The organism is Curtobacterium citreum (assembly GCF_006715175.1).
Classification (GTDB): Bacteria; Actinomycetota; Actinomycetes; order Actinomycetales; family Microbacteriaceae; genus Curtobacterium; species Curtobacterium citreum.
Window position 1 is genome coordinate 2,848,203 of record NZ_VFMQ01000001.1, and the last position, 20,862, is coordinate 2,869,064.

At 72.8% G+C, this 20,862-nt stretch carries 19 protein-coding genes; 10 read left to right on the forward strand and 9 right to left on the reverse strand.

The annotated features are described in order from the left end of the window. Positions 1 to 9 precede the first annotated feature (9 nt). The gene (locus FB462_RS13480) at positions 10 to 1,050 is read right to left on the reverse strand and encodes a helix-turn-helix transcriptional regulator (RefSeq protein ID WP_141862398.1); all 1,041 of its coding nucleotides are present in this window, start codon (positions 1,048 to 1,050) and stop codon (positions 10 to 12) included. Positions 1,051 to 1,100: 50 nt separating this feature from the next. Beyond that, positions 1,101 to 2,063, reverse strand: a complete 963-nt coding sequence (locus tag FB462_RS13485; RefSeq protein WP_058743281.1) for a sugar-binding transcriptional regulator — start codon at positions 2,061 to 2,063, stop codon at positions 1,101 to 1,103. Positions 2,064 to 2,252: 189 nt separating this feature from the next. Between FB462_RS13485 and FB462_RS13490 the strand changes: the two genes are divergently transcribed. After that, entirely contained in the window at positions 2,253 to 3,998 is a 1,746-nt protein-coding gene (locus tag FB462_RS13490) for a glycerol-3-phosphate dehydrogenase/oxidase (RefSeq protein WP_141862400.1), read from the forward strand. Between the two features lie 178 nt (positions 3,999 to 4,176). On the opposite strand, the gene FB462_RS13495 is transcribed toward FB462_RS13490, so the two are convergent. Beyond that, positions 4,177 to 4,833 carry a histidine phosphatase family protein gene (locus FB462_RS13495; RefSeq protein ID WP_141862402.1) on the reverse strand — a complete coding sequence of 219 codons (657 nt, stop codon included), beginning with the start codon at positions 4,831 to 4,833 and terminating at the stop codon, positions 4,177 to 4,179. A 29-nt stretch (positions 4,834 to 4,862) separates the two neighbouring features. Continuing rightward, positions 4,863 to 4,985, reverse strand: a complete 123-nt coding sequence (ykgO, locus tag FB462_RS13500) for a type B 50S ribosomal protein L36 (RefSeq protein ID WP_058743312.1) — start codon at positions 4,983 to 4,985, stop codon at positions 4,863 to 4,865. Positions 4,986 to 5,043: 58 nt separating this feature from the next. On the opposite strand from ykgO, the gene FB462_RS13505 reads away from it, so the two are divergent. After that, the gene (locus FB462_RS13505; protein ID WP_141862404.1) at positions 5,044 to 6,081 is read left to right on the forward strand and encodes a GTP-binding protein; all 1,038 of its coding nucleotides are present in this window, start codon (positions 5,044 to 5,046) and stop codon (positions 6,079 to 6,081) included. A gap of 103 nt (positions 6,082 to 6,184) precedes the next feature. On the opposite strand, the gene FB462_RS13510 is transcribed toward FB462_RS13505, so the two are convergent. Beyond that, entirely contained in the window at positions 6,185 to 7,687 is a 1,503-nt protein-coding gene (locus FB462_RS13510) for an MFS transporter (RefSeq protein WP_114849802.1), read from the reverse strand. Positions 7,688 to 7,877: 190 nt separating this feature from the next. Between FB462_RS13510 and FB462_RS13515 the strand changes: the two genes are divergently transcribed. Beyond that, positions 7,878 to 8,414, forward strand: coding sequence for a DinB family protein (locus tag FB462_RS13515; RefSeq protein ID WP_058743315.1), 537 nt, complete (start codon positions 7,878 to 7,880; stop codon positions 8,412 to 8,414). Between the two features lie 63 nt (positions 8,415 to 8,477). On the opposite strand, the gene FB462_RS13520 is transcribed toward FB462_RS13515, so the two are convergent. Then, a complete protein-coding gene (locus tag FB462_RS13520; RefSeq protein ID WP_058743316.1) occupies positions 8,478 to 9,443 on the reverse strand; it encodes a sugar-binding transcriptional regulator in 966 nt (321 codons plus the stop codon). Between the two features lie 53 nt (positions 9,444 to 9,496). After that, entirely contained in the window at positions 9,497 to 10,345 is an 849-nt protein-coding gene (locus FB462_RS13525; RefSeq protein WP_141862406.1) for a GolD/DthD family dehydrogenase, read from the reverse strand. A gap of 142 nt (positions 10,346 to 10,487) precedes the next feature. Here FB462_RS13525 and FB462_RS13530 point away from each other — a divergent pair, with 142 nt between their 5' ends. The 7 genes from FB462_RS13530 (at position 10,488) to FB462_RS13560 (ending at position 18,459) form a co-directional block, all read left to right on the forward strand. Continuing rightward, complete coding sequence (locus FB462_RS13530) at positions 10,488 to 11,666, forward strand: zinc-binding dehydrogenase (RefSeq protein WP_141862408.1); 1,179 nt, start codon at positions 10,488 to 10,490, stop codon at positions 11,664 to 11,666. 18 nt (positions 11,667 to 11,684) lie between these two features. Continuing rightward, a complete protein-coding gene (locus FB462_RS13535; RefSeq protein ID WP_208738915.1) occupies positions 11,685 to 13,013 on the forward strand; it encodes an MFS transporter in 1,329 nt (442 codons plus the stop codon). 181 nt (positions 13,014 to 13,194) lie between these two features. Continuing rightward, positions 13,195 to 14,934 carry a dihydroxyacetone kinase family protein gene (locus tag FB462_RS13540; protein WP_058743378.1) on the forward strand — a complete coding sequence of 580 codons (1,740 nt, stop codon included), beginning with the start codon at positions 13,195 to 13,197 and terminating at the stop codon, positions 14,932 to 14,934. Next, positions 14,931 to 15,416 (forward strand): ribose-5-phosphate isomerase, encoded by a 486-nt coding sequence (locus tag FB462_RS13545; RefSeq protein ID WP_058743379.1) that lies wholly within the window; start codon positions 14,931 to 14,933, stop codon positions 15,414 to 15,416. The genes FB462_RS13540 and FB462_RS13545 overlap by 4 nt, the downstream gene beginning before the upstream one ends. Before the next feature lie 118 nt (positions 15,417 to 15,534). Further along, entirely contained in the window at positions 15,535 to 16,602 is a 1,068-nt protein-coding gene (locus FB462_RS13550; RefSeq protein WP_141862410.1) for a LolA family protein, read from the forward strand. Continuing rightward, positions 16,599 to 17,630, forward strand: coding sequence for an ABC transporter ATP-binding protein (locus FB462_RS13555; protein WP_141862412.1), 1,032 nt, complete (start codon positions 16,599 to 16,601; stop codon positions 17,628 to 17,630). Before FB462_RS13550 ends, FB462_RS13555 begins: the two co-directional genes overlap by 4 nt. Next, a complete protein-coding gene (locus FB462_RS13560) occupies positions 17,617 to 18,459 on the forward strand; it encodes an ABC transporter permease (protein ID WP_114849807.1) in 843 nt (280 codons plus the stop codon). Before FB462_RS13555 ends, FB462_RS13560 begins: the two co-directional genes overlap by 14 nt. 70 nt (positions 18,460 to 18,529) lie before the next feature. On the opposite strand, the gene FB462_RS13565 is transcribed toward FB462_RS13560, so the two are convergent. Next, positions 18,530 to 19,591, reverse strand: coding sequence for an NADP-dependent oxidoreductase (locus FB462_RS13565; RefSeq protein ID WP_114849808.1), 1,062 nt, complete (start codon positions 19,589 to 19,591; stop codon positions 18,530 to 18,532). A gap of 303 nt (positions 19,592 to 19,894) precedes the next feature. Beyond that, positions 19,895 to 20,809, reverse strand: a complete 915-nt coding sequence (locus tag FB462_RS13570) for a metallophosphoesterase (protein WP_141862413.1) — start codon at positions 20,807 to 20,809, stop codon at positions 19,895 to 19,897. Positions 20,810 to 20,862 lie beyond the last annotated feature (53 nt).

A 20,862-nucleotide genomic window follows, 5' to 3' on the forward strand; every position in this document is an offset into this window, starting at 1 on the left:
TGCCCGGGATCAGCGGGTGCGGAGCGACTCGCTGGGGAGCTCGCCGAAGCGGGCCCGGTAGGTCGCCGAGAACCGACCGAGGTGCCCGAAGCCCCATGCGCGGGCGATCTCCGCGACGTTCGTGACGTCCCGGTCCGCCCGGAGCAGGTCCACCCGGGCGCCGTCGAGCCGGACGCTCCGGAGCAGGTCGCCCGGCGTCTGGTCCAGGTGGCGCCGGAGCGACTGCTGCAGGCCACGGGGGCTGAGCCCGGCGGCTTCGGCGATCTCGGTCGTCCCGATGGGTTCGCGGGCGTGGGCGTGCACGTACTCGAGCGCGCGTCGCAACCGGTCGTGCTCGGGCCCCGAGCCGGTGACGGACGAGCGCCAGCGATCCCGTCGCGGGAACGCCTGCACGGCGGCGGCGACGAACGACTCGGCGATCGACCGCTGCACGATCGGCGTCAGGTCGTGCTCGACGTCGAGCCAGGTGCCGGAGTGCGCGCGGACGACGGACTGCCAGGCGCGCAGTCCCTCGGCCGTCGGACGACGCATCGGCTCGAACGCGAAGTCGTCCTCGCCGACCACCGACCGCACGAAGTCGCGGTCGAGGTGCACGAGGTTCAGCCCGATGTCCCGGTGGTGCAGCGCGTACGCCTCGGCGAAGGGCAGCACGACGGGGACGCCGGGCTCGAGCGCGTGCTCGCGTCCCTGGAACGTGATCGTGCTCGTGCCCGAGCGCATCCACGCGACGAGGAACTCGTCGTCGACCAGGCTCTCGGTCTGCAGGTCGACCAGCAGCCGCGAGGACCGGAGCGACATCCGCGCGTCACCGACGCCCGCGAAGTCCCAGTGCTGCTGCGTGTGCGTCCGGCGGACGCGAGGCGCTCGGAAGTCGTAGTCGCCCGTGAAGAAGGCGAGGGCTTCGTCGATGTCGGTCCCGGCGAGGCGGCGGAAGTAGCGGGCGCCACGGCGCCGACCGTCGTCCTGGCGGCTGGCATCGGTGGCGTCCGGCGACGTCGGGACACCCGGAACGGGCGCCGTCGGCGGCTGGGTCGCACGAGTGAACACCATGCACCGGAGCCTAGGGCGGACCACCGACATCGAGTCGGTCAGGAACTGACCTAGGGCTGCAGGATCGCCTGCCCGACGCTCTCGTCCAGGATCAGGTCGGTCACGAGTCCCGCGGCGAGGGCGCCCTTGAGCGACGCCGCCTTCCCCCGGCCCGCGACGACGCACACCCGGCGGGGCGCCCGCTTGATCGTGTCGAGGTCGGGTCCGCCGGCGCGCGCGTTCACGCCGATGTCCTTCCACGACCCGTCCGCCCGGTAGAAGACCGTCGAGACGTCGCCGACGACCTCGGCCTGCGCGAGCTCGTCGCGGTCGGCCGGGTCGAGGTACCCGCCGGAGTACACGTGCGAGGGCACCGGGGCCTGCGGCGCGCCGACACCGAACACGACGAGGTCCATCCGCTCGTGCAAGTCGAGCACGCGGCGGATGGAACGCTCGCGGAAGAGCATCTCCTTCGTCGCCGGGTCGTCGAAGAACGCCGGGACGGGGAACTGCTGCACGAACGCGCCGTACGCCTCGCCGAACCGCCGCAGGATCTCGGACGCGTAGACGATGCCGGTCGTCCGGGTGTTCGCCGCACCGTTGATCTGCACGACGGTCGAGCCGTGGGTCGTCTTCGGCACGAGGTACCGACTCACCGCGCTCACGGTCGAGCCCCACGAGATGCCGACCACCATGTTCGACTCGACGTACTGCGTCAGGATGCGCGCGGCGGACAGGGCGACACGCTCGAGCCGGTCGACGTCGCTCGTGTGGTCCGGCACCGGCACGACGTGGGCGTGCACGCCGAACCGCGCCCGGATGTTCCGGCTGAGCGCTGCCGCCTGGTCGAGCGGCGAGCGGATCTGGATGTCCACGAGCCCGGTGTCCCTGGCGTACTTCAGCAACCGCGAGACCGACGACCGCGAGGTGCCGAGCTCGTCCGCGATGGCGTCCATCGTCAGGTCCTGCAGGTAGTACAGGTGTGCGGCGCGCAGCGCCTGCTGGGTCCGCATCGGCTGCGCAGCATCGCTCATGGGAACCGAGCATGCACGGACGTGCACGGCCTCTGCAACCCCTGTCGCGCCTCCCGTCCGCTCCCCGGCCCCGTGCCGGGCCGCAGCGACAGGTGTGCTGCACGTTCGTGCACGTAGGTTGCCCGACCTCCCACCGAGGCGCACGATCGGAGTCGACCCCACGGAACCGACCCAAGGAAGCGACGCACCATGTCGAAGAAGACGCAGCCCCGGAACACGGTGACCGCGCTCACCGAGCGCCCCAACGCCCAGGTCCTCATCGTCGGTGGCGGCATCAACGGCATCGCCACCTTCCGCGACCTCGCCCTGCAGGGCGTCGACGTCGTGCTCGTCGAGCGCGGCGACTACGCCGGCGGCGCCTCGGCCGCGTCCAGCCACATGATCCACGGCGGCATCCGCTACCTGGAGAACGGCGAGTTCCGCCTGGTGCGCGAGAGCGTGCAGGAGCGCAACGGCCTGATCCGCATCGCGCCGCACTACGTGAAGCCGCTGCAGACGACGATGCCGATCTTCTCGACGTTCTCCGGCATCATGAACGCCCCGCTGCGCATGCTCACGCACAAGCAGCGCTCGACCAAGGAGCGCGGCGCCGCGCTCATCAAGATCGGCATGACGATCTACGACTCCTTCTCGCGCGACGGCGGCTCGGTGCCGAAGCACCGCTTCCTCACGAAGAAGGCCGCGCTGGCCGACATGCCCGCGCTCAACAAGGACCTGAAGTACACGGGCACCTACTACGACGCGTCCGTGCACGAGCCGGAGCGCCTGGCGCTTGACGTGCTCAAGGACGGCCTCGCAGCAGCGAAGGGCTCCGGCAGCGCCGCGACCGCCCGCTCCGTCAACTACGTCGAGGCAGCCGGCACCCGCGACGGCGGTGTCGTGCTCCGCGACCGCGAGACCGGCGAGGAGTTCGTCTTCTCGGCCGAGGTCGTCGTGAACGCCTCCGGCCCCTGGACCGACCTGACGAACCAGGCGTTCGGCGGCGAGACGAAGTTCATGGGCGGCACGAAGGGCTCGCACATCGTCGTCGACAACCCCGAGCTCCTCGAGGCGACGAAGGGCCGCGAGCTGTTCTTCGAGAACAACGACGGCCGCATCGTCCTCATCTACCCGCTGAAGGGCCGGGTGCTCATCGGCACGACGGACATCGACGCCGACCCGTCGCAGCCGGCGGTGTGCACCGAGGAGGAGGTCGACTACTTCTTCGGGCTCGTCAAGCACGTCTTCCCGCAGATCGCGCTCGACCGCGACCACATCGTGTACCGCTACTCCGGCATCCGCCCGCTCCCCCGCCACGAGGACACCGCCCCCGGCTTCGTGTCCCGCGACTACCGGATCGTCGACACCCCGATCGCCGGCCTGCCCGGCACGACCGTGCTCTCGCTCGTCGGCGGCAAGTGGACGACGTTCCGTGCCCTCGCCGCGCACCTGTCCTCGGACGTCACGACGAAGCTCGGCGTGGACCGGAAGGTCGACACGACGGGCATGCCGATCGGCGGCGGCAAGGACTTCCCGACGACCGACGCCCAGCGCGCGCTGTGGATCAAGTCGCACCGGGACGGTCTCGACGAGCAGCTCGTCGACGGCCTGCTCGAGCGCTACGGCACCCGTGCGGCCGAGGTCGTGGACGTCCTGACCGACGGCCCGGTCGAGCCGCTCGAGTCCGACCCGACGCTCACCCGTGCCGAGGTCGCGTACTTCGCCGAGCACGAGCAGGCGGTCCACCTGGTGGACGTGGTGCTCCGCCGCACGAACCTGGCGTTCGTCGGCGGCGTCACGATCGACCTGCTCGACGAGCTGGCCGACGTCCTCGCCGGTGCGCTCGGCTGGACGGCCGAGGAGCGCGCGGACGAGGTCCAGCGCACGCTCGACGTCCTGCGCGAGTCGCACGGCGTGATCGTGCCGCTGCACACGTCGGCGGCGCAGCCCGCGTAGTCGGTCGCGACCACCCCACGGACGGGAGGCACGGTGCCAGCTGGCACCGTGCCTCCCGTCCGTCGTGTGGTCACGTCTGCTGCAGCGCGACGCCGCGCCCGGCGCCGAGACGCCGACTCGTCCGCGAGACGCCGCCGGATCCGGCGGCGTCTCGCGGCGACGAGTGCGCCTCGCCGCGCTAGAACCGCTCGCCGGTCGGGTCCTGCGCCGTGCGGTCGACGAGCTCGTCGCCGCCGACCGGCTCACCCTCCCAGTCGACCAGGCGCCACCCGTCGGCGGTCGAGCCCTCGAGCTCGACGATGCCGGTGTTCTCGAGGTTGCGCTTCGTCCCGAACTCGTCCGGGGTGTTCTGCGCGACGGCACTCGCCCACGTCCGGATCGCCGCGCCGTGGCTGACGACCGCGGCGACCGCGACGCCGGTGGCCTCGACCTGCCGGATCGCGCCCTCGTAGCGGGCGAAGAACTCCTCGCCGCTCTCGCCGCCGGGCATCCGGCTGGCCCGGTCCCCCGCCGACCAACCGTGCACGGTCGAGATGTACAGCTGCACCGAGACCCGGTCGCGCTTGCCCTGGGTGTCGCCGGCCTCGATCTCGCGCAGCCCGTCGAGCACGACCGGCTCGAGCCCGAGCGCGGCGGCGAGGGGCGCGGCGGTGACCTGCGTTCGGACCATCGACGAGACGAAGAGCCGCTCGATCCCACGGTCGGCAAGGGCGCCCGGCAGCGCCGCGGCCTGCTGCTGCCCGAGGTCCGTCAACCCCGGACCGGGGACGGCGGCGTCGAGCACGCCGTCCACGTTGGCGGGGGTCTGACCGTGACGGATGAGCAGGAGTCGCATGGACCCACCCTAGGAGAGGGCCGCCGACGTCAGCCCTGCCGCGCCTTCCATCGCGGGTCCCGCTTGTTGATGACGTACACGCGGCCGCGGCGTCGCACGATCTGCGAGCCGGGGATCTTCTTGAGCGCCTTGAGCGAGTTGCGGACCTTCACGGGTCTCCTTCCTGCACCGACTCCTTGTTGAGAACGGTTGTCATGTAGGCTACCCGACATGCGCCCTGCAGCAACCACCCTCGTCACCGCCCTGCACGATGCCGACGCAGTCCGCGTCGCGCGCCGGATCGGCAGCGGCCACCGGATGCACGTCCAGGGCGATGCCCTCGCGGCGGCCAGGGGCATCGCCGCGCGACGCGACCAACTCGACCGCGTGTGCGGACCGGACGCCGACCACGACCTCGTCGTCACGCTCGCGCCGGAGGTGGACGTCCGCGCGGTCGGGATGCTCCTCGCGAACGCCGCCCGTTCGGAGACCGGCGACGACCGGGTCCTGCGCCACGTGGTCGCCGTGCTCCGGGCGGACGACGTCGCCCACCTGCTCTGGTCGGACGTGGACGACGCCTTCGTGGCCGCTGAGCGCGTGGTGGCCCTCGTCGAGTACGCGACCGTGGTCGCGCTCGACCGACTCGAGCCACTCTCCGGCCGTCGTCGTCGGGCGCTCGTGGCGTTGCTCCACCGCATGGCTCCGCAGGCGGCGATCGTCACGGCACCCGCCGTCAGGGGGCCGCTCGACCTGCCGGCGTCGAACGGCGGCGCCGCCCGCCTGCTGGCCTCCGGCGCCGGCTGGATGCGCGCACTGTCGAGCGACGCCGGCCGGACCGACACCGGGCGAGGGCCGCAGGACGACCTGGTGACGATGCGGTACCGCGAGCCGCTGCCGTTCCACCCCGGGCGACTCGCCGACGTCATCGCGAACGACCTCGCCGCGGGCGCGAACGGGCGGGTCCTGCGCTCGAAGGGGTTCTTCCGACTGGCCTCACGGCCGGACCACGTCGGCTCGTGGTCGAGCTTCGGTGCGATGCTCGCGCTGGACCCGACCGCGAACCCGTCGTGGGACGAGGACGCGCCGGTCGGTCAGGCGATCTGGTTCGTCGGCGAGCGCCTCGACGTGCACGTTGTCGAACGCGCGCTGGACGGCGCACTCCTCACGTCGGAGGAGCTGCTCGCCGGGCCGGACGTCTGGCGTCGGTGGCCGGACCCGTTCCCGGTGTGGCCGGCGCTCGACCCCTCGCACGGACACCGGCACGACTGACCGGTGTGCGACGTCGCACGCGTCGATCGACGCGTGCGTCGTCGCAGACCGCGCGCCGTGCTCCGGACGACCGGCGCCCCGGGACGACCGGCGCTGCACGCCCTCAGCGCCGGGCGGTCTCCGCGATCCCGTCGTGCGCCGCGAAGGGCAGGTCGCCCAGGTCGAGGTTCGGGTTCGTGTCCTGCGTGAGCACGAGCTCGCGCGCCTCGGCCTCGGACTCCACCGCGGGCATCGACCCCGGGAGCGGCCGCTGCGAGGACTCGCGCATGCAGAACACACCGATCGCCCCGACGATGCTCATCGCCACGAGGAAGTACGCCGGCGCGAGCTGGTCCCCCGTCGCGGTCAGGAGCGCCTGCACGATGAGCGGCGTCGTTCCACCGAACACCGCGATGGCGATGTTGTAGGCGAAGCCCATGCCCCCGTACCGGGTCGACGTCGGGAAGAGCGCCGGCAACGAGGCCGCCTGGTTCGACACCCACAGCGCGGTCATCAGCGCCAGCAGCCCGAGTCCGGCGAGGGTCGACCACTGCGCTCCGTGCCCGATGAGCAGGAAGGCCGGGACGGCGAGCACGACCGTGGTGCCGGCACCGATCCACATCACCGTGCGACGACCGATCCGGTCGGAGACGCGACCGGCGACCGGCAGCATCACCGCGAGCAGCACGAGCACGGGGATGGTGAGGAGCGTCCCGTCGATCGCCGAGTACCCCAGCGAGTCGGTCAGGTACGTCGGCATGTACGAGGTCAGCGCGTAGCCGACCGTGTTCGAGGCGCCGACGAGCATGATCGCGATGACGATCGGGCGCCAGTGGTCCCGCACCATGACGAGCACGTTGGCGGGCCGACCGCCCTCGGCGGCCTCGCGGTCCGAGGCGGCGGCCTCCTGCGCCGCCTGGGTCGCCTGGAAGACCGGCGACTCCTCGATGCGCAGGCGGAACCAGATCGCGACGACGCCGATCACGCCGGCGAGCAGGAACGGGAGGCGCCAGCCCCACGCGGTCATCGTCTCGTCGCCGAGCGACACCTGCAGCACGGTCACCACGGTGGCGCCGAGCGCGAAGCCCATGTAGCTGCCGAAGTCGAGGATGCTCGCGAAGAAGCCGCGCCGACGGTCGGGGGCGTACTCGGTCACGAACGTGGTCGCGCCGGCGTACTCGCCACCGGTCGAGAAGCCCTGCGCGAGCTTCAGCACGACGAGCACGACCGGAGCGACCGCGCCGATGGTCGACCATGCCGGCAGCACTCCGATCAGGAACGTCGACGACGCCATCAGGATCAGCGTCGTGGCGAGCACCTTCTGCCGTCCCAGCCGGTCCCCCAGCCGACCGAACACGATGCCGCCCAGGGGTCGCGCGACGTAGGTCGCCGCGAACACCCCGAGGCTGAACAGGATCTGCACCGACGGCTCGGCCGTGGGCAGGAACACCTTGCCCATCGTGACCGCCAGGTAGCCGTACACCCCGACGTCGTACCACTCCATCGTGTTGCCGACGACCATCCCGCTGACGGCCCGGCGCATCATGCTCTTGTCGACCACCGTGACGTCGCTGACCCGCAGACGTCGGGGCGGTCGGGTGGTGGTACTGCTGGGGTCGGAACCCATACGCGATCTCCTCGTGGTGGGGACGGGCCGATCGGTACCGGCCCGGAACAGCCAGCAACGGTACCGAGCGACCGACATGTCACTGGCCGGGGATTCACAGGTACCGGCGTGTCACCCGGACGGGGGTCACGCCCGATCCGTACGACGGTGCCGATCGGCCCGAAGGTCACGACGCGGTAACGTCTGCCCCGTGGCGATCGAACCGGACACGAAGAACTGGACCTGGGTGATCGGGACCGCGTGCCCCGACTGCGGCTTCGACGGGGCGACCCTGGCGTTCCGCGACGTCCCGTCGGTCATCGCCGAGAACGCTGCCGCGTGGCCGGAGCAGCTGGCCCGTCCGGACGTCCGGCAGCGCCCCGACGACCGCACGTGGTCGCCACTGGAGTACGGCGCGCACGTCCGCGACGTCCACCGGAAGATGACGGAACGGCTCCGGCTCGTGCTCGCCGAGGACGACCCGACCTTCCCGAACTGGGACCAGGACGCCACCGCCGCCCAGGACCGCTACGGCGAGCAGGACCCGGCGGTCGTCGCCCGGGAGCTCACCGATGCGGCCCGTGACGCGGCGGCCGCGTTCGCCGCCGTCCCCGACGGCGCCGTCGGACGGACGGGGCGGCGCTCGGACGGCAGCGCCTTCACGGTCACGACCCTCGCGACCTACTACGCGCACGACCCGGTGCACCACCTGTGGGACGTGCGCCGGACCGCCCACCGCACGGGGTGACGGACGGGAGGCGCGGTGCCGGCCCGCACCGCGCCTCCCGTCCGCCCCTGGTCGCCTCGCGACTCAGGCGAGTGCGTCGAGCAGGGCGCGCGCGGTCACGGCGTCGGTCACCAGCTCGTTGATCATGCCGGCACGGACGGCGCCGATGATGCTCGGCACCTTCGCCGACCCGACGGCGACGCCGACCGCGTGCGGGACGCCCGCGAGCACCTCGCGCGACGTCCGGACCATGCGCTCGCTGCCGGGGAACTCGATCGGCGACCCGTCGGCGGCGAAGAAGTTGAGACAGACGTCACCGGCGGCCTGGTCGAACACGGCGTCCTCGACCGGGATCCCCCGCGCCAGCGCATCGCGTGTGGGGGTCGGTGCGCCGACGCCCAGGATCGCACCCTTCGCCCGCCCCCACAGGCCGACGACGTGCTGGAAGGCGGGGTCCTCGTCGAGCGATGCCCGCATGGCGGCCGACGGCAGGGCCTGCGCGAACAGGAACGCCGGGATCGCGCCGGAGTGCTCGGCGGCCGTCCGGGTGATCTCGTTCGTCTGGAACCACGGCATCGGGTCCGCCTGCCCGCCGACGGTGGGGACGAGCTGCACGCCCGCGAGCTGCGGCATCCCGGTCTGCGCGACGTCGTAGACCGTCCGACCGGACGACACCAGGACCGCGTCGCCCGGGGTGAGCCCCATCCCCTCGACAGCGGTCGCGATCGGGGCGGCCAGGTCGGCGCCGAGCGTCGCCTGGTGCGTCACGGCCGCCAGGTGCACGGCGCGCAGCCCGAGCACGACCTGCAGCCGTTCGGCGAGCGCGACGGTCTCGTCCTGGAAGGGGTCCACGACGTCGATCCGGACGAGGCCGGCGCGGCGCGCCTCGGCGACCAGTCGGCTGACCGTGGGGCGCGAGACCCCGAGGCGCGAGGCGATCTCGACCTGGGTGGCGTCCTCGAGGTAGTACATCCGGGCCGCCTGGTAGACGGTGTCCAGCGGGAAACGGGCCCGCGACCCCTCGGCGCCGGTGGTGCTCTCGGAGGACATGCTGCGGCACCCTTCGGATCGGTCGGACACTCGGATCGTAGTCCGACCGAGGGTCACCGGATCGTGAACCCGCCGTCCACGCGGAGGTCGGCGCCGTTCACCATCGCGGCGCCGTCGCTCGCCAGGAACAGCACCGCGGCGGCGATCTCGGCGGGGGTCGCGAAGCGGCCGGTCGGGATCTCGTCCTGGTGCCGGATGCCCGCCGCGTTCGCCCAGGCCGCACGACCCAGGTCGGTGAGCACGACCGTCGGTGAGACCGTGTTGACCGTGACCCCGCGCCCGCCCCACTCGAGCGCGAGCACCCGGGTCAGACCGAGGACGCCGGCCTTCGACGCGCAGTACGCGGCGTGCCGGTCGAGGCCGACGTGGGCCGCCTGCGACGCGATGTTCACGATGCGCCCGGTGCCGGCGGCGAGCATGTGCCGCCCGACTGCCTGCGCGAGCCGGAAGGTGCCCGTCAGGTTGACGTCGAGGGTGCGCGCCCACGCCCCGGCGTCGAGGTCTTCGGCGGCGTCGAGCGCGACGATGCCCGCGCAGTTCACGAGCACGTCCATCGAGCCCGCGGCGTCGACGACCTGCTGGACCGCGGCCGCGACGGAGACGTCGTCGGTGACGTCGCACGCGAGGCCGAGGTGCTCCCCGGCCGTGACGGCGGGCAGCTCGGCGGCGGCCGCCGCCGAGGGGTCCGCACGGACGTCGACGATGGCGACGCGGGCACCGCGGGAGGCGAAGGCGTGCGCGATGGCGTTCCCGATGCCGGACGCGCCGCCCGTCACGACCGCGGTCCGGCCGGTCAGGTCGTTCGTCAGGTCGACGGTCCCGGGACCGGGTCGCAGTGCCGCGGCGAAGTCGGTGGCGGTGGCGGTGTCGGTGCCGGTGGCGCTGTCGACGGCGTCGGTCATGGTCGCTCCCTTGCGATGGATCGGTGTGGTGTGGGAACCATAGCAGAAATTGTGTTCTGGACATCTGTTCCGACGGGTGTACAGTCGTCGCCGAACCATCGGAACGGGCGCCCCGCCCGGCTGACCAACGGAGGACCAGCACATGTCGACGACGACGACGACCGAGACCCCGGCGCAGGGTGAGGCGCACCTCGAGATCCCGACCACGATGCGCGCCGTCGTGGTGCACGGGCCCGGTGACTACCGACTCGAGGAACGTCCGGTGCCGCAGCCCGGCCCGGGCGAACTGCTGCTCTGCACCGACGCCGTCGGCATCTGCGCGAGCGACCTGAAGTGCTACCACGGCGCCGCGAAGTTCTGGGGCGACGAGAACCGGCCGGCGTGGGCGGAGGCCGACCGGATCCCCGGCCACGAGTTCGTCGGGACGATCGTCGCCGGTGACGACGCCGCACTCGCGAAGCGCGGTGTGACGCTCGGCGACCGGATCGCGTGCGAGCAGATCGTCCCGTGCTGGGAGTGCCGGTACTGCCTCGAGGGTGCCTACTGGATGTGCGCCGTCCACGACATGTTCGGGTTCAAGGGCTTCGACGGTGCGATGGCCGAGTACGTGCTCGTCCCGGCGAAGGCCCTGACCCATCCGGTCGACCGCGCGCTGCCGGGCCAGGTCGCCGCCTTCGCCGAGCCGCTCTCCTGCGCCTTCCACGCCGTCGAGCGCGGCGAGATCAGGTTCGGCGACACCGTGGTGATCGCCGGCGCCGGCCCGATCGGCCTGTCCGCCATCGCCGGTGCCCGCCAGAAGAACCCGCTGCGGATCATCGCGCTCGACGTCGTCGACGACAAGCTCGCGCTCGCCCGCAAGGTCGGTGCCGACCTGACGATCAACATCGCGCAGGAGGACGCCGTCGCCCGGGTCAAGGAACTCACCGACGGCTACGGCGCCGACGTCTACATCGAGGCGACCGGTCACCCCTCCGCGGTGCCCCAGGGCCTGAACCTGCTCCGCAAGCTCGGCACGTTCGTCGAGTACTCGGTCTTCAAGGACGCCGTCTCGGTCGACTGGTCGATCATCTCCGACGACAAGGAGCTCGACGTCCGGGGCGCCCACCTCGGCCCGCACACCTGGCCGGCGGCGATCAAGCTGCTCGAGTCGGGCACGCTGCCGATGGACGAGATCTGCACGCACCAGTTCCCGCTCGAGGACTTCCAGCAGGCCCTCGACCTGGTGGGCGACTCCGCCGGCGTGTCGGTGAAGGTGTCGATCATCCCGTCGCTCTCGGCGCCCACCACGTCCGCCCCGACCGTGTCCGCCGCGCGGGCCTGAGCGCCGAGGAGTCCCGCGATGTCGACGACGACCGCGCGCACCACCACCGCGCCCACGACCGCCGCCGCCCGCCCCGAGGGTCGACTCGACCGGATGGGCATCCCCCGTCCGCTCGCCCTCGGCTTCGTCGCCGTGCTCGTCTTCATGACGGGCAACGGCGTCGAGTCGAACTTCATCACGCCGCACATGGTCGCGGTCCTCGGTAGCCCCGAGGCCACCGTCGCCACGATCGTGACGTTCTACAGCCTCGCCGCCCTCATCGGCAGCTACGTCTCCGGCGCCCTCTCCGACCTGATCGGGCCGCGCCGGGTGATGATCCTCGGGTTCGCCGTCTGGGTGGTCTTCGAGGTGCTGTTCCTGCTGGCGCTGAACGTCGAGAGCGTGCCCTTCGCCGCCGTCGCCTACGCCCTGCGCGGCTTCGGCTACCCGCTCTTCGCGTTCGCCTTCCTGGTCTGGGTGAACATCACCACGCCGGTCAAGCGCAACGGCGCAGCGGTGGGGTGGTTCTACGTCGCCTTCACCGGTGGCCTGCCGACGCTCGGCTCCCTGTTCGCCATCGGGGCCATCCAGGTGTTCGGTGGCGGGACGATCGGTGAGACGGGCGCGATGATCGCCTCGATCGGCCTCGTGGTCGCCGGGTTCCTCATCATGCTGTTCGGCGTCCGCCTGCCGAACGGCTTCTCGCGGATCGCGCCGGCCGCGGAGAGCGCCTGGCGGGTCCTGACGAGCGGCATCCGCCTCACCGCGACGCGACCGAAGATCCTGATGGGCTTCCTCGTCCGCCTCATCAACACCGCACCCGAGTTCGGCATGTTCGTCGTGCTGCCCGCCGTGATCGCGAACGACCGCGGCTGGGGCCAGAGCCGCTGGCTGCTCATGACCGTCTGCGTCTACGCGACGAACATCCTGGTGAACGCCCTGTTCGGCTGGGTCGGCGACCGCATCGGCTGGCAGCGCACCGTCAAGTGGTTCGGCATCGTCGGCTCCGCGACCGGGCTCGTGGCCTGGTGGTACGTGCCGCAGCTGGTGCCCGCCGGGTCGGACTGGGGCTACGTGCTCTCGGTCGTGGCCGGCTGCGTGTTCGGGTGCCTGCTCGCGGGCTTCGTCCCGATGGGCGCGATCATGCCGGCGCTCGCTCCGGAGCACAAGGGTGCCGCGATGGCGATGTACACCACGGCCGCCGGCGGCGCGGCGTTCCTCGGCACCGGCGTCGTCGCAGCGGTCTTCGCGCTCGGCGGCGGCGGCCAGGCGGTCACCTGGACGTTCGTCGGCCTCTACGCCTGCGCGTTCGTGATGATCCACTTCCTCGACGTGCCGCAGGGGCGCCCGCACCGCGGCACCCGCTGAGGCACGCCGACCCGACCCCGGGCGGCGGTGGCCGTCCCACCGCCGCCCGGTCCCCCCCGATGCGCACACCCCCTCACCGGCACGCGCGACCCCTCCGACCCGACCGACGCACCCGGTCGTCCGACCCGATCCTGACCCCATCCACCGGACCCCGGTCCACCGCACGACAGGAACGACCCCCATGACCACCATCCACGACGACCCCGAGGACTTCGCCGAGGACCAGCTCGCCGGCTGGCTCGCCCTGTACGCCGACCGCGTCCGCGGCGTGCACGGCGGCGTCGTCGCACTCCCGACGGAGGGCGCCGAGCGCCAGGTCGCCGTCGTCGTCGGCGGCGGCTCCGGGCACTACCCTGCGTTCTGCGGCGTCGTCGGTCCGGGCTTCGCCACCGGTGCCGTCGTCGGCAACGTCTTCACCTCGCCCTCGGCGGCGCAGGTCTACTCGGTCGCCAAGGCCGCCGACCAGGGCCGCGGCGTCGTGCTGTCCTTCGGCAACTACGCCGGTGACACCATGAACTTCGGGCTCGCCGCCGAGCGGCTCCGCGCCGAGGGCATCGACACCCGGATCGTCGTCGTGACCGACGACGTGGCGAGCGCGGACGAGGTCACGAAGCGTCGCGGCATCGCCGGCGACTTCTCGGTGTTCAAGGCGATGGGTGCCGCCGCGGCCGCCGGCGCGGAGCTGGACGAGGTCGAGCGCGTCGGCACCGCCGCGAACGCCGCCACCCGCACGATCGGCGTCGCATTCTCCGGCTGCACCATGCCCGGCGCCACCGAGCCGCTCTTCTCGGTCCCCGACCGCCACCTCGGGCTCGGGCTCGGCATCCACGGCGAACCCGGCATCCAGGACGTCCCGGTGCTGCCGGCGCGGGACCTCGCCGCGCTGCTCGTCGAGCGTCTGCTGGCCGAACGACCCGAGGGCGCCGGACCGCGGGTGGCGCCGATCCTCAACGGCCTGGGCGACACGAAGTACGAGGAGCTCTTCCTGCTGTGGGGCCGGGTGCTGCCCCTCCTCGAGGACGCGGGGCTCGAGGTCGTCGAGCCCGAGGTCGGCGAACTGGTCACGAGCCTCGACATGGGCGGCTGCTCGCTGACGCTGCAGTTCCTCGACGACGAGCTCGAACGGTACTGGCGCGCCGATGCCTACACGCCGGCGTACCGCAAGGTCGCCGCCCCGGTCGCCGCGCTCGTGCCGGCCGCGGCCGTCACCGAGGCCGCTGCCGAGGCGACGGTCGTGCCGGAGGCGACCGGTGCCTCCCGGCGGGCCGCCGAGACCGCACGCGTCGCCGTCGAGGCGATGGACGTCCTGCTCCGCGAGCAGGAGGAGACGCTGGGCCGCATCGACGCGGTCGCCGGTGACGGCGACCACGGTCGCGGCATGGTCAAGGGCATCGGTGCGGCCCGTCGCGCCGTCGAGCAGACCGACCGGGAGGCCGGGGTCGCCTTCGTCCTCGGCCGTGCCGGTGAGGCGTGGGCCGCGTCGGCCGGCGGCACGTCCGGTGTGCTGTGGGGTGCGGCACTCGAGGCGTTCGGCCGCGCGCTCGGCGACGACGCCGAGCACGTGGACGCGGCCGACGTCGTCGCGGCCGCCCAGGCCTTCGCGGACTCGATCGTCCACCTCGGTGGCGCGTCCCGCGGTGACAAGACCCTGCTCGACGCCCTGATGCCGTTCGTCGACGAGCTGCGGTCCCGGGTCGACGAGGGTGCCGACACGGCGGAGGCGTGGCAGGCGGCGGCCGGGGTCGCGGTCGAGCAGGCGGCGGCCACGGCGGACCTGCGGCCGAGGGTCGGGCGTGCCCGGCCGCTGGCCGAGAAGAGCGTGGGGACGCCCGACGCGGGCGCCACCTCGATGGGGATGGTCCTCACGCGGATCGGCGAGGTGCTCGCGGTCCGCGCACGACGCGAAGGAGTGGACGCATGACGTACCGGTTGGTGGTGGGCTCCGACGACGCGGGCTTCGACTACAAGGAGGTCATCAAGCGTGACCTCGAGGCGGACGACCGCGTGGCGAGCGTCGTCGACGTCGGGGTCGACGCCGACGGCCACACGGCGTACCCGCACGTGGCGGTGGACGCGGCGCGGATGGTGGCGGACGGTCAGGCCGACCGCGCGATCCTGGTCTGCGGCACCGGGCTCGGGGTGGCGATCAGCGCGAACAAGGTCCCCGGCATCCGAGCCGTCACCGCGCACGACTCGTTCAGCGTCGAGCGCTCCGTGCTGTCGAACGACGCGCAGGTGCTCTGCATGGGGCAGCGCGTGATCGGGCTCGAGCTCGCACGGCGACTGGCGAAGGAGTGGCTCGGGTACGAGTTCGACTCGACGAGCGCGAGCGCCGAGAAGGTCGCGGCGATCTGCGGCTACGACGGCTCGGTGCCGGTCGGTACCGACGTCGGGAGGGCATGAGGGCGCTGGGTCCGCGGATCCCCAGCGCGCTGTCGGGTGCGCGACGTACGGTGCTCGCGCACCCGACGCTCCACGGCGACGCCGCTCGTGCACCCACCGCACCACCGAAGGGGACCCGATGAAGAAGTCAGCCTGGCTGCCCGCCGCGATCGCCCCGGTCGTCGTGGCCGGAGCGATCGCCGCGCCCGTCATCGCGAACGCCGCCGCCGACCCGGTCGCCGGCACGGACCCGAGCGCGGCGGACGTGCTCGCGAGGATCGCGGCGTCCCGGGACGCGCAGTACTCGGGCACGCTCTCGCAGACGAGCGACCTCGGCCTGCCGGAACTCCCCTCGGGCAGCGGTGGGTCCTCGCTCGAGGGTGGTGCGTCCGACGTCCTCGGGCTGCTCACCGCATCACACACCGCGCGCCTGTACGTCGGTGGCGAGGACGAACAGCGCTTCCAGCTGACGCAGCAGCTCGCCGAGCAGGACGTCGTCCGGAACGGGTCCGACGTGTGGACGTGGGACTCGGAGGAGCGCAAGGCCGTGCACCTCACGCTCCCCGCCGGTTCCGATGCCCCCACGGCCGGCGCGACCACGCCGGCGCAGGCCGCCGAGCGTGCGGTCGCGGCGATCACACCGAGCACCCGGGTCTCCGAGCCGACGACGGTCCGCGTCGCCGGTCACGACGCCTGGCAGGTCATCCTGACGCCGAGGTCCGACGACACGCTGGTCGGCAGCGTCCGGCTGGCGGTGGACCAGCAGACCGGGCTGCCGCTCCGCGTCACGGTGACGGCGGCCGGGCAGGACGACCCGGCGTTCCAGGTCGGCTTCACGAGTCTCGACTACGGCGCACCCGACGCCCGACTGTTCGACTTCACGCCGCCGGCCGGCGCGGACGTCACGACGAAGGACCTCTCCGACGCGGGTCAGCACCGACCGGGCCAGCACGGGCAGTCACAGGGTGCCGGTGTCCGGCCGACGGTGACCGGGTCCGGCTGGGACAGCATCGTCGAGCTGCCGACCGGGGACTCCGCCCGGACGACCCGGGACCCTGACGCATCGGCACTCCTCGACCAGCTGACGAAGCCGGTCGACGGCGGCCGGGCGCTGCAGACATCGCTCGTCTCGGTGTACCTGACGGACGACGGCCGGGTGCTCGCCGGCGCCGTGCCGGTGTCCGCGCTGGTCGCCGCCGCGAAGTGACGGCAGCACCGCAGCCGGGCGAGACAGCGCGGCAGCCGGGCGAGACAGCGCGGCAGCCGGGCGAGACAGCGCGGCAGCCGGACGACGCGTCGTCCGAGCTCGCAGTCCGCACCGAGGGGCTCGTCAAGGTCTTCCGGAAGCAGCGGGCCGTCGACGGCATCGACCTGGCCGTACCGCGCGGGTCGGTCTTCGGGTTCCTCGGCCCGAACGGCTCGGGCAAGACCACCACGATCCGCATGCTCCTCGGACTGTCCTCGGCGACGAGCGGCACGATCGAGGTGCTCGGCCGACCGGTCCCGGGCGCTCTGCAGGAGGTCCTGCCCCGTGTCGGCGCGCTCGTCGAGGGCCCGGCCGCGTACCCGTACCTGTCCGGACGCGCGAACCTGCAGCGTTTCGACGTCGCCGACCCGAGCTCCGACCCGCGCACCCGTCGGGACCGCGTCGCGGTCGCCCTCGAACGCGTGGGGCTCACCCACGCCGCGGACAAGAAGGCACACGCCTACTCGCTCGGCATGAAGCAGCGCCTGGGGCTGGCGAACGCCCTGCTCGCGCCGCGCGACCTGCTCGTGCTCGACGAGCCGACGAACGGTCTCGACCCCCAGGGCACGCGCGAGGTCCGGAACCTCATCCGCTCGCTCGCCGACGACGGCACCACGGTGTTCGTGTCGAGCCACCTACTCGCCGAGATCGAGCAGGTCTGCACGCACGCCGCCGTGATGCGGAGCGGACGCCTCGTGGCGCAGGGGTCCCTCGACGACCTGCGCGCCACCGGTGGCCGGACCGTCACCGTACGGACCCCGGACGTCGGCGAGGCCTCCGCGGTCCTCGTCCGGATCGGGCTCTCCCCCCGGCGCGACGCCGGTTCGGACGCCCTCGTCGCGGACCTGCCCGCCGACCTCGAGCCGGAGACCATCACGGCGGCGCTCGTCCGTGCCGACGTCCGCGTCCGTGGCATCGCGCTCGGCGGTGGCACCCTCGAGGACCTGTTCGTCGCGCTCACCGGGGAGGGCTTCGATGTCGCAGCTTGACACCGCGCACCGGCCCAGGCGACCGTTCGCCCTGCTCGGCTCCGAACTCGCCCTGGTGTTCCGCCGTCGACGGACCTGGGCGATGCTCGGCGCGCTCGCACTCGTGCCGGTGCTCATCGCGATCGCCGTCCGGCTGACCACGGACCCGAGCGACCGCGGCCCCGCGTTCCTCGGCGACATCACGAACAACGGGCTCTTCGTCGCCTTCACGGCGCTGACGGTGTCGATCCCGCTGTTCCTGCCGCTCACCGTCGGGGTGGTGTCCGGGGACACCGTCGCCGGCGAGGCGAACCACGGCACGATCCGCTACCTGCTCGTCGCACCGACCGGCCGGCTCCGGTTCATCGTCGTGAAGTACGTCGGGGCGGTCGCGTTCAGCCTGGCCGCGACGCTCCTCGTGGTGCTCGTCGGTGCGGCGATCGGCGCACTGCTGTTCCCGATCGGCCCCGTCACGCTGCTGTCCGGGACCCAGGTCGACGGCTGGTCGTACGCCGGCCGGGCCGTGCTCCTGGCGCTCTACGTGACGCTGTCGATGCTCGGCCTGTCCGCGATCGGCCTGTTCGCGTCGACGCTCACCACCGTCCCGGTCGGGGCGATGGCGGCGACGGTCGTGCTCGCCGGGGTGTCGCAGGTGCTCGACCAGCTCCCCCAGCTCGACTGGTTGCACCCGTTCCTGTTCTCGCACCTGTGGCTCGGGTTCGGGGACCTGCTCCGCGACCCGATCGCGTTCGACTCGTTCGGGCAGAACGCTCTGCTGCAGCTCGGGTACGTCGCGGTGTTCGGCGCGCTGGCGTACGGCCGGTTCGCGACGAAGGACGTCCTGAGCTAGCGACGGTCGAACGACGAGACGGTCCGACCCCGCGGGGCCGGACCGTCTCGTCGTCGTGGACGGACCTCGCTCAGGACGCGGGTGACGCGCTCCCGCCCGCCATCGTCTCGGTGTCGGCACCGCGCTGCTCGCCGTAGCGGTCGCGCAGGTCCCGGGCCTTCTCGGACCGGTACCAGTCGAGGCGCGCACCGGTCTCGACGGTCTGCATGCCGATCACGACCTTGCCGCGGGAGCGCATCTCGGCCAGGTCCTCGTACGCGTCCACGATGAACTCGAACGGGTAGAAGCCGGAGATGAGCACCTGCACGCGCCGGTCCTGCACGGCCTTGGCGAGCATGACGAGCAGGTCGCGCGCCTCCTCGTCGTCCGCGGGGGCGCGGAGGAAGCGGAGTTCGACGTCGCGACGGTGCTCGGAGGTCACGAGCCGCTCCGACGGCACGCCGAGGCGCTTCGCGAGGTCCGCCGCACCGCCCCCGCCGTGGTTGTCGATGAACGCGGTGATCGCTCGGCCGGCCGCCATCTGGCGGATGCGGTCCTCCTCGCCCTCGCCGTAGGCCACGGGCAGCGTCCCGATCTGGCGCAGGTAGTCGTGGTTCCGCGGGCTGCCGAGCGCGATCACGGTCGCGCCGGCGTCGTGGGCGAGCTGGCACTCGATGTGCCCGACCCCACCCGCGGCGGCGCTGATCACGACGGTGTCCTCGGGGCCGAGGCGCAGGCCGCGGACGATCGTCGCGGCGGTCGCTCCGGCGAGGTACAGCCCACCGGCGACCTCCCAACCGACGTGTTCGGGCTTCTTGATGACCGCGCCGCGCGGCACGCGCACCCACGTGGCGTGCGCGCCGCCGTCCGGGGCGTGTCCCATGACCTCGTCGCCGACCTTGAGGTCCTTGACCTCGGCGCCGCGTGCGCGGACGATGCCGGCGAAGTCGACGCCCTGGTGGGCCGGGAACGCGAGGTCGATGTGGTCGCGGAGCTTCCCCTCGCGGAGGAACCGCTCGACGTGGTTCAGGCCGGCGGCGACGACCTCGACGACGACCTCGCCGGGTCCGGGTTCGGGACGTTCCTGCGGGACGAGGTCGACGACGTCGAACCCGCCGTACCGGTCGTACTGCACGGCACTACCGATGCGCATGAGGGACTCCTTCCGTCTGCATGACCCCCGGTGTACTCGCGCCGCCGGGACGGTGTCCGGGAGCGCGGGGTACTCGACGGGTCCCCTCCCGTGGGCGCGGTCGCCCCACGCGAGCACGGGACGGACGGGAGGCACGGCGCCGGTCCGGCACCGTGCCTCCCGTCCGGTCCGTCCCCGGCCGGGTGCCGGGCCGGTCCGCGTGGCCCGGACTGCGCGACTCGGCCTGCGCGACCCGGCCCGCGCAGCCCGGCCCGCGCGACCGAGCCTGCGTCAGCCCTGCGCGGACCGGCCCGTGCCTCGCGCTCAGCGCGGGCCGGCCTGCTCCGCGATCCGCGCGACCGTCTCGGCGTCCAGCGCGAACGCGAGCGGATCCGCGTCCGGCTGGGGAACGCGCACCGGGGTGGACCACACCGAGCCGTCCGGCGCGACGTCCACGATGAGTGCACCGGCGGCGACGTGGGCGGACTCCTCGTCGTACGGACCGACGACGTCGGTGTCGTTCGCCACTCCGGGGGCGACGAGCACGGGGATCCCGCCGAGCGACCCGACGGCGTGGTGGTGCTGGTGGCCGCCGAGGACGACCCGGACGTCCGAGCCGTCGAGCACCTCGGCGAGGTCCTCCGGGTTCTGCAGGCGGAGCGCCTCGTGCAGGAGCGTCGGCGACGGCACCGGCGGGTGGTGCAGCACGACGACCGTGCCGTGCGCCGCGGGCTCACCGGTCAGCGCGGTCCGGAGCCGCTCGAGCGCCGTGTCGTCGAGGTACCCGTAGCCGGCGCCGGGGACGCTCGTGTCGACGGTGACGATGCGGAAGCCGTGCACGGTGGACTGTCCGGAGACCGGGACCTCCGGCGGGGTGTGCTCCATCGTGTGCGCGAGCGGCCGGCCGCCCTCGCCGAGGACGTGCCCGTTCGCCAGGACCTGACGGAAGCCCTCGCGCAGGTCGTGGTTGCCCGGGACCGCGACGAACGCCGCGCCGTGCCGCTCCGCCCAGGCGCCGACGCGCTCCCGGACGGTCCGGTAGGACTCCGGGCTGCCGTCCTCCGACACGTCGCCGGACACGACGACGAGCCCGACGCCCGGGACACCGTCCACGTGGGCGAGCACGGCGTCGAGCGCCGCGGTGGTGTCGACGGACCCCTGGTGGAGTGCACCGTCGCCGGTCAGGTGCGTGTCGGAGAGGTGGAGGATGCGGAGCGACCCCGCGGCTGGCTGCTGCATGGCGCCACGCTAGCGGCGTCGCGCATCGACGATCTGAACGGCGCGTTAGCGTT

Bases quoted from the DNA above. Each gene is read 5' to 3' on its own strand.
- FB462_RS13570 (WP_141862413.1), bottom strand. From the start codon at position 20,809: ATGCAGCAGCCAGCCGCGGGGTCGCTCCGCATCCTCCACCTCTCCGAC.
- FB462_RS13510 (WP_114849802.1), bottom strand. From the start codon at position 7,687: ATGGGTTCCGACCCCAGCAGTACCACCACCCGACCGCCCCGACGTCTG.
- FB462_RS13485 (WP_058743281.1), bottom strand. From the start codon at position 2,063: ATGAGCGATGCTGCGCAGCCGATGCGGACCCAGCAGGCGCTGCGCGCC.
- FB462_RS13495 (WP_141862402.1), bottom strand. From the start codon at position 4,833: ATGCGACTCCTGCTCATCCGTCACGGTCAGACCCCCGCCAACGTGGAC.
- FB462_RS13560 (WP_114849807.1), top strand. From the start codon at position 17,617: ATGTCGCAGCTTGACACCGCGCACCGGCCCAGGCGACCGTTCGCCCTG.
- FB462_RS13545 (WP_058743379.1), top strand. From the start codon at position 14,931: ATGACGTACCGGTTGGTGGTGGGCTCCGACGACGCGGGCTTCGACTAC.
- FB462_RS13540 (WP_058743378.1), top strand. From the start codon at position 13,195: ATGACCACCATCCACGACGACCCCGAGGACTTCGCCGAGGACCAGCTC.
- FB462_RS13530 (WP_141862408.1), top strand. From the start codon at position 10,488: ATGTCGACGACGACGACGACCGAGACCCCGGCGCAGGGTGAGGCGCAC.
- FB462_RS13505 (WP_141862404.1), top strand. From the start codon at position 5,044: ATGCGCCCTGCAGCAACCACCCTCGTCACCGCCCTGCACGATGCCGAC.
- FB462_RS13490 (WP_141862400.1), top strand. From the start codon at position 2,253: ATGTCGAAGAAGACGCAGCCCCGGAACACGGTGACCGCGCTCACCGAG.
- FB462_RS13520 (WP_058743316.1), bottom strand. From the start codon at position 9,443: ATGTCCTCCGAGAGCACCACCGGCGCCGAGGGGTCGCGGGCCCGTTTC.
- FB462_RS13535 (WP_208738915.1), top strand. From the start codon at position 11,685: ATGTCGACGACGACCGCGCGCACCACCACCGCGCCCACGACCGCCGCC.
- FB462_RS13525 (WP_141862406.1), bottom strand. From the start codon at position 10,345: ATGACCGACGCCGTCGACAGCGCCACCGGCACCGACACCGCCACCGCC.
- FB462_RS13480 (WP_141862398.1), bottom strand. From the start codon at position 1,050: ATGGTGTTCACTCGTGCGACCCAGCCGCCGACGGCGCCCGTTCCGGGT.
- FB462_RS13565 (WP_114849808.1), bottom strand. From the start codon at position 19,591: ATGCGCATCGGTAGTGCCGTGCAGTACGACCGGTACGGCGGGTTCGAC.
- FB462_RS13550 (WP_141862410.1), top strand. From the start codon at position 15,535: ATGAAGAAGTCAGCCTGGCTGCCCGCCGCGATCGCCCCGGTCGTCGTG.